The sequence below is a fragment of the Serratia quinivorans genome (assembly GCF_052113645.1).
Lineage (GTDB): Bacteria > Pseudomonadota > Gammaproteobacteria > Enterobacterales > Enterobacteriaceae > Serratia > Serratia quinivorans_B.
In genome coordinates this window covers 94,541-107,968 of the sequence record NZ_JBIEIU010000001.1, presented here as the reverse complement: position 1 = coordinate 107,968, position 13,428 = coordinate 94,541, and the positions used below count along the sequence as shown (strand labels likewise).

Below are 13,428 nucleotides of genomic sequence, written 5' to 3'. Positions count from 1 at the left end.
CCTGTAAATACGGGGGATTAAAGGCGGAATGCCGAGTGGTTCAGCCGTTCACTGGTTACGGTATACAAAGGTTCGGGTTGCAGCCCCAGGCGGGTTTTGATTTTGGCGTTGAGTCGACCGGCCTCGATCCGTTTCAAGCCCTGTTCAAACGCGTAGCGATAAGCGTTAGCGAAAGCGAGCGTATAGGGACTGAAGTCGATGCGATCGTAACTCATGCCGGCGGACCATAGGTGCAGCGTATCCTGCTGCAAGAAACACACTATGCCGGCAACCAGTTCGCCCTCTTGTTCGATCAGATTCAGCCGGATAAGGTCGCCACACAGACGGCTAAAGCGGGCCAACGGGGCGGCGGGGAAATAATGGGGCGTTCCGTGACGCGCCGTGGTTTGTTGGCAGAGTTCGGCGAGTTGTTCCAGGCGCTCATCGAATGGCGGTGCCAACATCGACAGCGTTGCCTGGCCGGCGTTAAATTTGCGCAGCTGTCGCCGCATTTCATTGCGCCCGTCGTAGGGCAATTTTTCTATGAAATGGTCAAAATCGCGGTACTCAGACAGCTCCACGTACCAGCGATCCAGCATGAAATTGACGTTTAAGCCCAGCGCACCGGCATGTTGCAGCAAAAAGGGGTCCTGCACGTTCAGCAGGCCAAAATAGCTGGCGCCTTCCGCTACGGCCAGTTCGCGCAACCGGCTGAGCAGGGCGTCGTGCAGTGCCAGAGAAGCCTGGCGGCTGGGGATGGTGCTATCAAAGCAATGCATGATATGGCTAAACAGCCCGTAGTCAGCGCCTTGATTGTGGAGGCCGGCGTTTTCCGCCAATATCTGGAACGGATCCACCACGCTCAAATCCTGCAAATAGACCGGCAGCACCGCCATCAGTTGTCCGTGGCTGCGGGCGGTGAGGTAAAAAGTCTTTCTTACTGTTAATAAAGGCGATTGCTCGGCGGCAAGCAGAAAACGCCAGTCATAAAACAAAGTTCCATTACGGTAGTGATGAAATTGGTGATATTCAGATTCAGCCAGTTGATTTATCGATGAGAAGACTTCAATCGTTATTTCCATTTATCCCCCGTGATTATTGTGATAACAACATTCCCTGGGGTATAGGCGCTACAAATCGATCAAATATAAATATTCAATTAAATTAAATAGAATTCACGTGACGGGCTACCTTATTAAAATTTCATTATTTCCATAATAATAACTGTCTACCAGCATAGTGTGCGGTTGTTGAAGATAGGCATCCAGAGATGATGGCATCGCGTTCGCCGGCCCTTGCAGATGCGGCGCATGCCATTGGATTTCAGAAAGTCCGGCCGTCTCCAAAGTGCGCGTCAGGGTTTCCCTGGACCAATACCAGGCGGTGATATCGACATGCTTATCGCCGCTGGGCAGATGCAGGTGGACCTCGGTGCCTTCTTGATGCGGGGTGGCCGTCGTCAGGCGGAACCCATAGGGCGCATAGTAGTCAGCCTGCGGCGCATAGGCCGGATTAAGCGGCAGTGTGAGCAAGCGTCCTCCCGGGCGCAGCAAGGCGACCATGCTGTGAACCATGCCGATTAACTGCGCACGCGTTGCAGCATAGGGCAAGACATAAACACCGAGCACCAGATCAAACTGTGCCTCAAGTCCCTCGAGATCGCTGACGTATTCGATGCCTCGTTGCTCTTGCATTTCACGTTCAAGGGCGTACTGCAACATACCGCCGGCGACGTCATAACCCACGACGCGTTCCGCACCTTTAGCTTTCAATAAGCGCGAGTAATGCCCGGACCCGCAACCAAAGTCCAGAATGCGCAATCCGGAAATGTCGCCCAGTCTCGCCAATACCGCAGGTATTTCTATGTCCTTGCGGAATGGCCAGTTAGCCATGTCATCATACAAAGAAGCCAATGAATCAAATTGCGGATTATGATTATTATCTGTCATAGGACTAATGCTACCAATTATATATTGCGTAAATAATTTATAGACAATGAATAAAAAAACCACAAATAAATAATGAGGAATGTAAGTATGGGGAATGGGTTGCATTTTTAATTATTCGAGGAAGTAATAATATTGTTTGCTAATCATATTTTGGTGGCCTGCCGGCGTAATTTGCGGGCCGAACCCGCATGGGGATCTACGACAGCAAGGGGCGGATCTGTTCCAGGTGTTGCCGCATCAATGCCTGCATCTGCACCACGTGGGGCGCATCCGCCTTTTCGCGCATCAGATAGATGCCGACGGTGCAGCGCTGGCCGGGCTGCATCAGCTGCAGTGGTTCAATGCCGTAATCGGCAAAATATCCCGCCATGCAGGAGGGGTAGCTCAACAGCACCGCATCGGAGTCATTGATCATGTCCACTGCCGACATCATGGAATTGGTCGAACAAATCACCCGTTCCGCCAGGTGCAGGCGGTTGCGCGCCAATTTTTTCGGCTGCATATCTTCCACCATATGGTGATAGCGGCTTTCATCCGGCGTCAGCTCAACGCAGGGGTAGTCCAGCAGCGCATCCGGCCCGACGGTTTGCCCCAGCAGCGGGTGCCCGCGCCGGACGAACATGCAGTCGGTGGTGCCGAACAGCGGCAGAAAACTGATGCCTGCCTTGGGGTTCAGCCCCTGAATTTCATGGCCGATAAACAAATCGATATCGCCGCCCAACAGCAGGTCCATCAGGCGCAGGTGGTTGCCCAGATCGATATGAATATTCACCATCGGGTGCAGCCCACGGTAGGCGTTGAAGCTGTCGCGCACGAACATATACCACCAGGCATGGCCGGTGCCCATTCGCAGGCTCTGCTCCTGGCGTGCCTTGATAAATGCCAGTTTGATCAGCGTATTGTCATAAATGCGCTGCATCATCTGCGCCTGTTCCAGCAGCAAATCGCCGTACTCGGTGGTTTTCACCCCGGTCGAGGTGCGTTCCAGCAGTTGCACCCCTAAATTCTCTTCCAGCTTTTTCATGTTGTGGGTCAGCGTTGGCTGGCTCAGGCAAAGTTTGTTTGCTGCATGACTCACATTTTTGAACATCGCCACTTCGATAAACTGCCGCAGAATTTTGTCCACGATCATATTTTCCACTGGTGGTATAGAAAGTTTCTATATCGTAGCGGTGAAAAACGATTTCCGCCAATGACCTGCCTTCGATAGCTTGCTCCCATGCCGGTATTCCCAGCCGCCACCAGAGAGGACGCAATGAGAAGATTGATACCGAGTATGGTTGCCGCCGCACTGGCGTTGATGTCCGGGCAAGTATTGGCCGACACGCTGCGTATGCAATGCGCGCCCAGCAAAGAAGGGCGCCAATACTGCAACGAGATCAAACAGCGCTTTGAGGCTCAGACTGGCCATACCCTGGAATTTATCGATCTGCCTCCTGCCTCCGATGAAAAGCTGTCGCTGTTCCAGCAACTGTTTGCCGCCAAAGACGCCAGCGCCATCGATCTGTTTCAGGCCGATACCGTATGGATCGGCGTATTGAACAAACACCTGCTGGATCTGACCGACAGCGTGGGCGACATCAAACAGGATTTCTTCCCCGCCGCCTGGCAAAACAACGTGGTTAACGGCCGGGTCAAAGCGGTGCCGGCTTATCTGGACAGCGGCGCGCTCTACTACCGCAAGGATCTGCTGGAGAAATACGGCGAACAGCCGCCGGTAACCTGGGCCGATCTGACCCGCATCGCCAGCCGTATTCAGCAGGGCGAACGGGCCGCCGGCCATAAAAACTTCTGGGGGCTGGTGTTCCAGGGCAAATCCTATGAGGGGCTGACTTGCAACGCACTGGAATGGGTGGCTTCGCAGAACGGCGGCAGTTTCATCGATGCCCAGGGCAATATCACCATCAATAACCCGCAGGCGGCGCAGGCGCTGAATATGGCCGCCGGCTGGATTGGCAAAATCACGCCGAAGGGCACGCTGGGTTATATGGAAGAAGAGTCGCGGGCAGTATTCCAAAACGGCGATGCGCTGTTTATGCGCAATTGGCCCTACGCCTACGTGTTGTCGCAGGACAGCAGCAGCGCGATCCGCGGCAAGGTGGGCGTGATGCCGCTGCCGAAAGGGGCTGACGGCCACTCGGTCAGCGCGCTGGGCGGTTGGCAGTGGGCGATCAACGGTTATACCAAACACCCCGAGGCGGCGATTGCGCTGCTGAAAATCGTCAGCGACGCCGAATCGCAAAAAAGGGCGCTGGCGTTGTTGGGGCAGGCTCCTTCGCGTACCGCGCTGTATGACGATCCGCAGGTGTTGGCGCAGGCGCCTTATCTGGCGGACTTCAAGGGCATTTTCGCGCAGGCCTTGCCACGCCCGGCCACCCAAACCAAACGGCAGTATGCGCAAGTCTCCAGAGCCATTTACAACGCCACCTTTAACGTATTGCGCGGTGACAGTGACGGTGTCACGGCCGTGGCGGATTTACAGCAACGACTGGAACGGATCAAAGCCAGAGGATGGCGCTGAAAGCCCAAGGCCGTGTCATCCCCCATTAACTGCCGGAGTCTGATGCATGAAACGCGATACGCACGCTTTATCCCTGACGGCTACCCCTGAATCTACGCAGGTGCGGCCGGCCAGGCGCAGCAAGCTTAATCACCAGCAGCGACGCAGTCGCATCGCCTGGTTACTGGTAGCACCGGCGATGTTGCTGCTGGCGGTGGTCGCCGGCTGGCCGCTGCTGCGCACCCTGTTTTACAGCTTTACCGACGCCATGCTGGATGCGCCGGACGACTACCGCTTTGTCGGTTTCGCCAACTATCTCGACCTGACCGAAGGCGGCCACCATTACGGCGTGCTGGCGGATCCGTTGTGGTGGCTGGCGGTGGGCAATACGCTGCGCTTCAGCCTGTTGTCGGTATCGCTGGAGTTGGTGTTCGGCATGCTGTTGGCGCTGCTGATGAACCAAAAATTCCGCGGTCAGGGGCTGGCGCGCACCGCCATCCTGGTGCCCTGGGCCATTCCGACCATAGTGTCGGCCAAAATGTGGGGGTGGATGTTCCACGATCAGTACGGCGTAGTGAATGACCTGCTGCTCAAAACCGGCCTTATCGCCACGCCTTTGGCCTGGGTGGCGGAGCCGGGGCTGTCGATGTGGGCGGTGGTGATTGCCGACGTCTGGAAGACCACGCCGTTTATGGCCCTGATGCTGCTGGCGGCGCTGCAACTGATCCCCGGCGATCTGTATGAAGCGGCCCGGGTCGACGGGGCCAATGCCTGGCAGCGCTTTCGCCGTATCACCTTGCCGCTGATTATGCCGGCGATGATCGTCGCGCTGATTTTCCGGGTGATGGATGCGTTGCGGGTGTTTGATTTGATTTACGTTCTGACCTCAAACAGCGAGGCCACGGTGTCGGTGTCCGGTTATGCCCGCGATCGCATGGTCAGCTACCAGGAAATGGGCTCCGGCTCGGCCGCTTCGGTGCTGGTCTTTATGATGGTGGCGGGTATCGCCGCTTGCTTCCTCACGCTGGGCCGCCTGAACGACAAGGAGAAACAAGCATGAAACTGAGCCGCCAACAGCAAAAATACGGCCATAAAACGCTGATCTTCGCCGGGGCCGCGCTGGCCAGTGTGATCTGCCTGTTTCCGTTCTACTACGCGCTGATCACCTCCTTGCGTTCGGGGCAGGATCTGTTCCAGGTCGCCTATTTGCCGAAGCATCTGCACTGGGGCAATTATCTGACGGCGTTGATGGAAAATGGCATCGCCCGCAGCCTGCTGAACTCCATCGTCGTGGCGACGCTGACGGTAGGTATTTGCCTGCTGGTATCGATCACCGCCGCTTTCGCCCTGGCGCGGATCCGTTTTCGCGGTCGCAAATACCTGCTGTTCACCATCCTGTGCGTCTCGATGTTCCCGCAGGTCGCGGTGCTGTCCGGCATGTTCGAGCTGGTGCGGTTTATGGGGCTGTACGACTCACTGGGGGCGCTGGTGCTGTCCTACACCACCTTTTCGCTGCCGTTTACCGTCTGGGTGCTGACCACCTTTATGAAGGCCATTCCGGCGGAGCTGGAAGAGGCGGCAATTGTCGATGGCGCCGGCACCTGGACCATCATCACCCGCATCTTTGCGCCGATCATGGGGCCGTCGCTGGTGACCACCGGGCTGCTGGCCTTTATCGGCGCCTGGAATGAATTCATGTTCGCCCTGACGTTTGTCATCTCCAGCGGCAAACGCACCGTGCCGGTGGCGATCGGCATGCTGCAGGGCGCCTCTCAGTTCGAACTTCCCTGGGGCACCATCATGGCGGCCTCGGTGATCGTCACACTGCCGATTATCGCACTGGTTCTGATTTTCCAGCGCCGCATCGTCAGCGGATTAACCAACGGCGCAGTAAAAGGCTGATTTTCGATTAACCCTGAAGCAGGAGAAAAGCAATGGCTACAAAAATCGTTTTAGTGGGTGCAGGCAGCGCGCAATTCGGCTACGGCACGCTGGGGGACATCTTCCAGAGCAACACGCTGTACGGCAGTGAAATTGTGCTGCACGACATCAACCCAGCCGCCCTGGCGGTGACCGAGAAAACGGCCCGAGACTTTTTGGCCGCAGAAGATCTGCCGTTTACCGTCAGCGCCACCACCGATCGTAAAACCGCGCTGCAAGGGGCGGAGTTCGTGATTATCTCCATCGAAGTGGGCGACCGCTTTGCGCTGTGGGATCTCGACTGGCAGATCCCGCAGCAGTACGGTATCCAGCAGGTGTACGGTGAAAACGGTGGCCCCGGCGGGCTGTTCCACTCGCTGCGGATTATTCCGCCGATCCTCGACATTTGCGCCGACGTGGCCGACATTTGCCCAAACGCCTGGGTATTTAACTATTCCAACCCGATGAGCCGCATCTGCACCACCGTGCACCGTCGCTTCCCGCAGCTCAATTTTGTCGGCATGTGCCACGAAATTGCATCACTTGAACGTTATCTGCCGGAAATGCTCGGCACTTCGTTTGAAAACCTGAACCTGCGCGCCGCCGGGCTTAACCACTTCAGCGTGTTGCTGGAGGCCAGCTACAAAGACAGCGGCAAAGACGCTTATGGTGACGTGCGCGCCAAGGCACCGGACTATTTCTCCCGTCTGCCGGGCTACAGCGACATCCTGGCTTACACCCGCACCCACGGCAAACTGGTGCAGACCGAAGGCAGCACCGAACGTGATGCCTTGGGCGGCAAAGACAGCGCTTACCCTTGGGCCGACCGCACGTTGTTCAAGGAGATTCTGGAGAAATTCCACCATCTGCCGATCACCGGCGACAGCCACTTCGGCGAATACATCCGCTGGGCCAGCGAGGTCAGCGATCATCGCGGCATCCTCGATTTCTACACCTTCTATCGCAATTACCTGGGGCACGTGCAGCCGAAAATTGAATTGAAGCTGAAAGAACGCGTGGTGCCGATCATGGAAGGGATCCTGACCGATTCCGGCTATGAAGAGTCGGCGGTCAACATTCCGAACCTGGGCTTTATCAAACAGCTGCCGGACTTTATTGCGGTGGAAGTGCCGGCGATTATCGATCGCAAAGGCGTGCACGGCATTAAAGTGGATATGCCGGCCGGGATCGGCGGGCTGCTCAGTAACCAGATTGCCATTCACGACCTGACCGCCGACGCGGTGATTGAAGGCTCGCGCGATCTGGTGATCCAGGCGCTGCTGGTGGATTCGGTCAACGACAAATGCCGGGCGATCCCCGAGCTGGTGGACGTGATGATCTCACGCCAGAGCCCGTGGCTTGATTACCTGAAATAAGCCGGATGGCGGGGCGCGTGTCGCGCCCCGCTGAATGCCAATGGTGGCGGAAACGGGGGGAATATGGCGCAACTCACGCTGGAAAAACTGCAAAAACGCTACGGCGCTAACGCCGAGGTGATCAAGTCGCTGGACCTGCAAATCAACAGCGGGGAATTTGTGGTGATCGTCGGGCCTTCCGGCTGCGGCAAATCCACTCTGTTACGGATGATCGCCGGGCTGGAGGAAATCAGCAGCGGCGGCATGTATATCGACGGCAACTACGTCAACGACGATACGCCGGCGGAACGGGGCATCGGCATGGTGTTCCAGTCCTACGCGCTCTATCCGCACATGAGCGTGTACAAAAACATGGCTTTTGCGCTGGAGTTGGCGGGCCATTCGGCGGCTGACATCGACAGCCGGGTACGCGAAAGCGCGCGTATTTTACAGCTCGAACCGCTACTGGACCGTCGCCCTAAAGATCTTTCCGGCGGCCAGCGGCAGCGGGTGGCCATAGGCCGCGCTATCGTGCGCGAACCCAAGTTGTTTTTGTTCGATGAACCGCTGTCCAACCTCGATGCGTCGCTGCGGGTGCAAATGCGTATGGAAGTGGCGTCGCTGCACAAGCGGCTCGGGTCGACCATTATTTATGTTACCCACGATCAGGTTGAAGCCATGACCTTGGCGGACCGTATCGTGGTGTTGAACCAGGGCCATGTGGAGCAGGTGGGTACGCCGCTGGAACTCTATGATCAACCGGCCAACGAATTTGTCGCACAGTTTATCGGCTCACCGAAGATGAACCTGATCCCGGCGATTTTGCGGCGTGCCGGTGCAAGCCAAAGCGTGGTCGAACTGGACAATGGCAAGGCGTTGGTGCTGCCGATTTCCACCCCTGCCGAGGCGGAAGGCCAGAGCGTTAACGTCGGTATTCGCCCTGAGCATATTCGCGGTGGCGAACGGGCGGAGTGCGAGTTTCAGGGCGAAGTGATGTTCGTCGAGCATATGGGCAATGAAACCTACCTCTATCTGGACAACGGCAACGCCGGTGAGCCCTGGGTGCTGCGTAATCCCGAACGTTCGACCATTCAGGCCGGTGATACGGTGGGTGTGCGGTTGCCGGTGGAATGTTGTTACCTGTTTGACCGACAGGGCCGGGCGTTTCAGCGCATTTTGGCGTCGGAACAGGCGCATTAATTTATGAAGGAAGCAGCAGCATGAGCGGTGGGCAACAAGGGCGTTGGTGGAAACAGGCGGTGGTGTATCAAATCTATCCGCGTAGCTTTATGGATTCCAACGGGGACGGTATAGGTGACCTGAATGGTATCACCGCCAGGCTGGATTACCTGCAGTGGCTGGGCATCGACGTGATTTGGATCTGTCCGATGTACCGCTCGCCGAACGACGACAATGGCTACGATATCAGCGATTATCAGGCCATTATGACGGAGTTCGGCACCATGGCGGACTTTGACCGCCTGCTGGCGGAAGTGCATGCCCGGGGCATGAGGTTGATACTCGACCTGGTGGTGAACCACACCTCGGACGAACACCCGTGGTTTATCGAATCCCGATCATCCCAAACCAGTGCCAAACGCGATTGGTATATTTGGCGCGACGGCAAAAATGGCGCGGAGCCCAACAACTGGGAGAGTATTTTCAACGGCTCGGCCTGGAAGTATGACCCCGGCAGCGAACAATACTTTCTGCACCTGTTCTCGGCGCGTCAGCCGGATCTGAACTGGGAAAACCCGCAGGTGCGTACGGCGCTGTATGACATGATGCGCTGGTGGCTGGATAAGGGCATTGACGGTTTCCGCATCGATGCGATCTGCCATATGAAAAAACAGCCTGGCTTGACCGATATGCCCAACCCGCTGGGGTTGCGTTACGTGCCGTCTTTCGAGCGGCACCTTAACCATGAGGGGCTGCTGGATTATGTCGATGACCTGTGTGAACAGGTGTTTAACCGTTACGACATCATGACGGTGGGCGAAATGAACGGCGCCTCCGCGGAACAGGGCGAAGACTGGGTAGGCGAACAACACGGCCGGTTGAACATGATTTTCCAGTTTGAGCACGTCAAACTGTGGGAAAACGACCATCAGCAGTCGCCGGACGCCGGGGTAGACGTGATCGGCCTGAAACGGATTTTTACCCGCTGGCAGACTCTGCTGGAGGGCAAAGGCTGGAATGCCCTGTACGTCGAAAACCACGATATCCCGCGCGTAGTGTCGAAATGGGGGGACGATAAGCAGTATTGGCGCGAAAGCGCTACCGCCATCGCCGCGATGTATTTCCTGATGCAGGGAACGCCGTTTATCTATCAGGGGCAGGAGTTGGGCATGACCAATACCCGCTTCGAGAGCCTGGCGGACTTTAATGACATTGCCGCCAGAAACCGCTTTGCCAAGCTGCGCGAGCAGGGCATGGACGAGGCGCAGATCCTGGCGTTTCTCGGCCGCAGCGGACGCGACAATTCGCGCACGCCAATGCAGTGGGACGCGGGGGACAATGCCGGTTTCAGCTCAGCGAGCCCCTGGTTTGCGGTAAATGCCAACTATCCGCAGATCAACGTGGCGCGTCAGCACGAAGACGCCGACTCGGTGCTGAACTTCTACCGGGCATTGATCCGGCTGCGCAAACAGGACCCGGTGTGGATCGACGGAAGCTATCAATTGCAATTGGCGGCGCATCCGCACATTTACGCCTATACCCGCACCCTGGATCAACAGCAAGTGCTGGTGTTGTGCAATCTCAGCGGCGACACGCAGCAGGTCGAGCCCCAGGCGTTGACGCTGGGCGATTGGCGGTGGCAGTTGGGGAATTATCAGGCTAGCGGCGAGCGGCAAAAGTTGCGTCCTTATGAAGCCCGGATCTACCAGCGGGGAGCAAACATCGGCCTGGTTTGAACCGGATCCCCGGATGCCATCGGCGGCATCCGGGGAAACATCCTCAGAAATCTACCGTCGCTTGCAAGCTCAGGCTACGGGGTTCACCCTCAATCACTCGCAGGTTGCCCGCGCTGGACTCATAATATTCGCGGTTGAACAGGTTCTTGACGTTCAGCTTGATCTGGGTGTGTTTGCCCACCAGTTTGCTGTCCCAGGCGATAAACGCATCCGCCACGGTATAAGCCGGCAGGGTAAAACTGTTTTCCGGATCGCCGGCGCGGCGACCGACATAGCGCCCACCGCCGCCCAGGCGCACATCACCAGGCACCAACGGCAGCGTGATGCGGTGGCTGAGGTACAGACTGCCCATATTGGTTGGGGCGTTCACCAGTCGGTTACCGACGTTATCCGGGGTGAGGTTGTCGGCGACAATCTCGGTTTTGTCGTAGCTGTAATTGGCGGTCAGATCCCAATCGCGGGCCACTTCGCCGTTCAGCTCCAGCTCAATGCCGGTGGATCGCGCCTTGGGAATGCTGCGGGTCACGCCGTTGATGAAGATCGACATGTTTTCTTCATCTATGCGGTACAGCGCCAATGTGGCATCCACCGCCGGAGTCACTTGCCATTTGCCGCCCACCTCGTAGGTGGTGCCGGTTTCGGGCGTCGCCACGTTGCCGTTGTCATCCACCGCCGTAGACGGGGTGAAGGAACGGCTGTAGTTGGCATACAGGGCAACGCCTGGCGTCAGCTTATACACCACGCCGGCCTGCGGCAGGAATTTGTTGTCTTTGTCATTCAGCGTGTTTTGCGGATCCTGGAACCCGTTACTGTTGTTCTGATAGTAAGACTGGTAGCGCGCGCCGAGTACGGCGATCCACTTGTCTGTCAAATGAATGCTGTCTTTGGCATAAACCGAGCGGCTGTATAAGGTGCTGCGCAGATTGCTCTGTGTATCCGAGTAGGTGCTGCTGTCGGTCACCGGCGTTTCGCCGTAGACCGGATCATACATATTGAAGGTATTCGAAACCTTGCCCCGGTAAGAGTAGGCTTTGTAAGTTTCATTCTTTTCATAGTCGACGCCCACCAGCAGGTCATGCTGCATACCCAGTGCGACCGGCGAACCGTTCAAATCCCAGGAATAATAGTCGGTCTGATGGTTAAAGCCGCGGTTGGCGTCCGCCCGGCGCGAAACGATCCCGGTGGTGGTGTCGATAGCGGTGGCGCGTACCTCGTTGCTGTCGTAGCGACGCTGCATCCAGGCGTAGTTGAAACGGGTGGTCCAGGTGCTGTCCAGCGCGTACTCATAGTGTGCGTTGAGGCGTTTGTTCTTGCCCCAGGCGTGGTTGGCATAATCGTCCAGCCTGCGGTTATAGGGAACATCGACCGGCTTGCCATTGATAAAGGCGGTGCCGCGATCATAAGGGATATCGTACTTATATTCGCTGTAGGCCAGGTTGAAGGAGGCTTTATCGCCGAACCAACTGAGCGAAGGGGCCAACAGCGTATGTTCGTTGGTGCCGAAGTTACGCCAGTAATCCTGGTGTTGGCGTTCGGCGATAAAACGAAAAGCAAAGCCATTGCCCAAAGGACCGGTGACGTCGAGGGTGCCGCTGCCGCCGCCAAAGCTGCTGGTGGCGCCACTGATACGGGTATTCCAGTCGTACTGCGGCTTTTTGCTGATCAGATTGATGATGCCGCCAGGGCTGAGAATGCCGTACAGCAGCGACGCTGAGCCTTTCAGCACCTCAACGCGCTCGGTGGTGGCGTCCATACTCAATCCCTGGTTGCTGCGGACACCGTCGATAAATACCGAACCGTCTGAGTTGACGCCGAAGCCGCGCTTGACGAAACCGTCTTCGGTGCCGCCGAGGGTATTGCCCTGAGTCACGCCACTGACGAATTTCATGGCGTCGTTGACGCTTTTGACCTGAAAGTCGTTAATCACCTCTGGGGTGACGACGCTGACAGACTGTGGGATTTCGCTGAGTGGGGTGGCGGTTTTACTGCCGGTTGAAGCCGTGTCGGCGCTGTAACCCTCGGCAGGCAATGCGCTGGTGGTGACGGTGAGTGCGTCCTCGTCGGCCCATGCGCCAGCGAGAGGCAATGCCGGTAACACGCTGACGATAAGGGGAAGTGAACGAAGAGCCCGACGCTTTTTTGTTGTATTCAGATGGGGATTTTCTACCTGGTGCATACCGTTCCATATCAAATTAATAAATAATAACGATTATCATTATTATTCTCATATGTGACATTTGTGTAGTGAATGTTTATCAAGAAGGGCCGGCGGGAGGATTTAGCCATTTTATGCCGCGCCGTACCCGCCCGATGGGATCTTTATCTGGAGATCACCGTCCGCCGGTGCCCTTAATGGTTGCCCCCTCCAATGGGGTCTAAAATGGTAGAGGGCGCAGGCAGCTCCGCCGGCGCCACCCCGACTGTCGAACAGACAAGAGGAATCTCCTATGAAATATGTTGATGGCTTTGTCGTGGCGGTGCCGGCCGCCAATAAGGAGGCGTACCTGAAACTGGCTGCGGCGGCCGCACCCTTGTTTAAAGAGTTCGGTGCTACGCGGATCGTTGAATGTTGGGGCAATGACGTCCCCGACGGCAAACTTACCGATTTTCGCGGTGCCGTGAAGGCCGAAGCCGATGAGGTGGTGGTGTTCAGCTGGATAGAATATCCCTCCAAAGCAGTGCGTGACGACGCCAACCAGAAGATGATGGCGGATCCGCGCATGAAGGCGCTAGGCGACCAAATGCCGTTTGACGGCAAGCGCATGATCTTCGGCGGCTTCGAACCTATCCTGGACCAGTAACGGAGGGGG

At 56.9% G+C, this 13,428-nt stretch carries 11 protein-coding genes; 7 read left to right on the top strand and 4 right to left on the bottom strand.

The annotated features are described in order from the left end of the window. Nucleotides 1-17 precede the first annotated feature (17 nt). The 3 genes from ACGS9J_RS00435 to ACGS9J_RS00425 all read right to left on the bottom strand — a co-directional run bounded on the left by ACGS9J_RS00435 (nucleotide 18) and on the right by ACGS9J_RS00425 (nucleotide 3,060). Entirely contained in the window at nucleotides 18-1,061 is a 1,044-nt protein-coding gene (locus tag ACGS9J_RS00435; protein WP_442229149.1) for a GNAT family N-acetyltransferase, read from the bottom strand. A 105-nt stretch (nucleotides 1,062-1,166) separates the two neighbouring features. Further along, nucleotides 1,167-2,033 carry a class I SAM-dependent methyltransferase gene (locus tag ACGS9J_RS00430; protein WP_442229148.1) on the bottom strand — a complete coding sequence of 289 codons (867 nt, stop codon included), beginning with the start codon at nucleotides 2,031-2,033 and terminating at the stop codon, nucleotides 1,167-1,169. 91 nt (nucleotides 2,034-2,124) lie between these two features. Then, a complete protein-coding gene (locus ACGS9J_RS00425) occupies nucleotides 2,125-3,060 on the bottom strand; it encodes a LysR family transcriptional regulator (RefSeq protein WP_442229147.1) in 936 nt (311 codons plus the stop codon). A gap of 123 nt (nucleotides 3,061-3,183) precedes the next feature. On the opposite strand from ACGS9J_RS00425, the gene ACGS9J_RS00420 reads away from it, so the two are divergent. The 6 genes from ACGS9J_RS00420 (at nucleotide 3,184) to ACGS9J_RS00395 (ending at nucleotide 10,618) form a co-directional block, all read left to right on the top strand. Continuing rightward, nucleotides 3,184-4,449 (top strand): ABC transporter substrate-binding protein, encoded by a 1,266-nt coding sequence (locus ACGS9J_RS00420; protein WP_442229146.1) that lies wholly within the window; start codon nucleotides 3,184-3,186, stop codon nucleotides 4,447-4,449. A 46-nt stretch (nucleotides 4,450-4,495) separates the two neighbouring features. Further along, entirely contained in the window at nucleotides 4,496-5,488 is a 993-nt protein-coding gene (locus ACGS9J_RS00415; protein WP_442229145.1) for a carbohydrate ABC transporter permease, read from the top strand. Beyond that, nucleotides 5,485-6,330: a carbohydrate ABC transporter permease gene (locus ACGS9J_RS00410; RefSeq protein ID WP_442229144.1), complete on the top strand. Its 846-nt coding sequence runs from the start codon at nucleotides 5,485-5,487 to the stop codon at nucleotides 6,328-6,330. The genes ACGS9J_RS00415 and ACGS9J_RS00410 overlap by 4 nt, the downstream gene beginning before the upstream one ends. Before the next feature lie 32 nt (nucleotides 6,331-6,362). Beyond that, a complete protein-coding gene (locus tag ACGS9J_RS00405; RefSeq protein WP_442229143.1) occupies nucleotides 6,363-7,724 on the top strand; it encodes a family 4 glycosyl hydrolase in 1,362 nt (453 codons plus the stop codon). 63 nt (nucleotides 7,725-7,787) lie between these two features. Continuing rightward, nucleotides 7,788-8,903: an ABC transporter ATP-binding protein gene (locus ACGS9J_RS00400; protein ID WP_442229142.1), complete on the top strand. Its 1,116-nt coding sequence runs from the start codon at nucleotides 7,788-7,790 to the stop codon at nucleotides 8,901-8,903. A gap of 20 nt (nucleotides 8,904-8,923) precedes the next feature. Continuing rightward, complete coding sequence (locus tag ACGS9J_RS00395; protein ID WP_442229141.1) at nucleotides 8,924-10,618, top strand: glycoside hydrolase family 13 protein; 1,695 nt, start codon at nucleotides 8,924-8,926, stop codon at nucleotides 10,616-10,618. Between the two features lie 43 nt (nucleotides 10,619-10,661). On the opposite strand, the gene ACGS9J_RS00390 is transcribed toward ACGS9J_RS00395, so the two are convergent. After that, a complete protein-coding gene (locus ACGS9J_RS00390) occupies nucleotides 10,662-12,794 on the bottom strand; it encodes a TonB-dependent siderophore receptor (RefSeq protein WP_442229140.1) in 2,133 nt (710 codons plus the stop codon). A gap of 271 nt (nucleotides 12,795-13,065) precedes the next feature. Here ACGS9J_RS00390 and ACGS9J_RS00385 point away from each other — a divergent pair, with 271 nt between their 5' ends. Next, nucleotides 13,066-13,419, top strand: coding sequence for a DUF1428 domain-containing protein (locus ACGS9J_RS00385; protein WP_442229139.1), 354 nt, complete (start codon nucleotides 13,066-13,068; stop codon nucleotides 13,417-13,419). Nucleotides 13,420-13,428 lie beyond the last annotated feature (9 nt).

What these genes read in the sequence shown, in the direction of transcription:
- ACGS9J_RS00435 (WP_442229149.1), bottom strand. Translation starts at nt 1,061, where the DNA reads ATGGAAATAACGATTGAAGTCTTCTCATCGATAAATCAACTGGCTGAA.
- ACGS9J_RS00430 (WP_442229148.1), bottom strand. Translation starts at nt 2,033, where the DNA reads ATGCAACCCATTCCCCATACTTACATTCCTCATTATTTATTTGTGGTT.
- ACGS9J_RS00425 (WP_442229147.1), bottom strand. Translation starts at nt 3,060, where the DNA reads ATGATCGTGGACAAAATTCTGCGGCAGTTTATCGAAGTGGCGATGTTC.
- ACGS9J_RS00420 (WP_442229146.1), top strand. Translation starts at nt 3,184, where the DNA reads ATGAGAAGATTGATACCGAGTATGGTTGCCGCCGCACTGGCGTTGATG.
- ACGS9J_RS00415 (WP_442229145.1), top strand. Translation starts at nt 4,496, where the DNA reads ATGAAACGCGATACGCACGCTTTATCCCTGACGGCTACCCCTGAATCT.
- ACGS9J_RS00410 (WP_442229144.1), top strand. Translation starts at nt 5,485, where the DNA reads ATGAAACTGAGCCGCCAACAGCAAAAATACGGCCATAAAACGCTGATC.
- ACGS9J_RS00405 (WP_442229143.1), top strand. Translation starts at nt 6,363, where the DNA reads ATGGCTACAAAAATCGTTTTAGTGGGTGCAGGCAGCGCGCAATTCGGC.
- ACGS9J_RS00400 (WP_442229142.1), top strand. Translation starts at nt 7,788, where the DNA reads ATGGCGCAACTCACGCTGGAAAAACTGCAAAAACGCTACGGCGCTAAC.
- ACGS9J_RS00395 (WP_442229141.1), top strand. Translation starts at nt 8,924, where the DNA reads ATGAGCGGTGGGCAACAAGGGCGTTGGTGGAAACAGGCGGTGGTGTAT.
- ACGS9J_RS00390 (WP_442229140.1), bottom strand. Translation starts at nt 12,794, where the DNA reads ATGCACCAGGTAGAAAATCCCCATCTGAATACAACAAAAAAGCGTCGG.
- ACGS9J_RS00385 (WP_442229139.1), top strand. Translation starts at nt 13,066, where the DNA reads ATGAAATATGTTGATGGCTTTGTCGTGGCGGTGCCGGCCGCCAATAAG.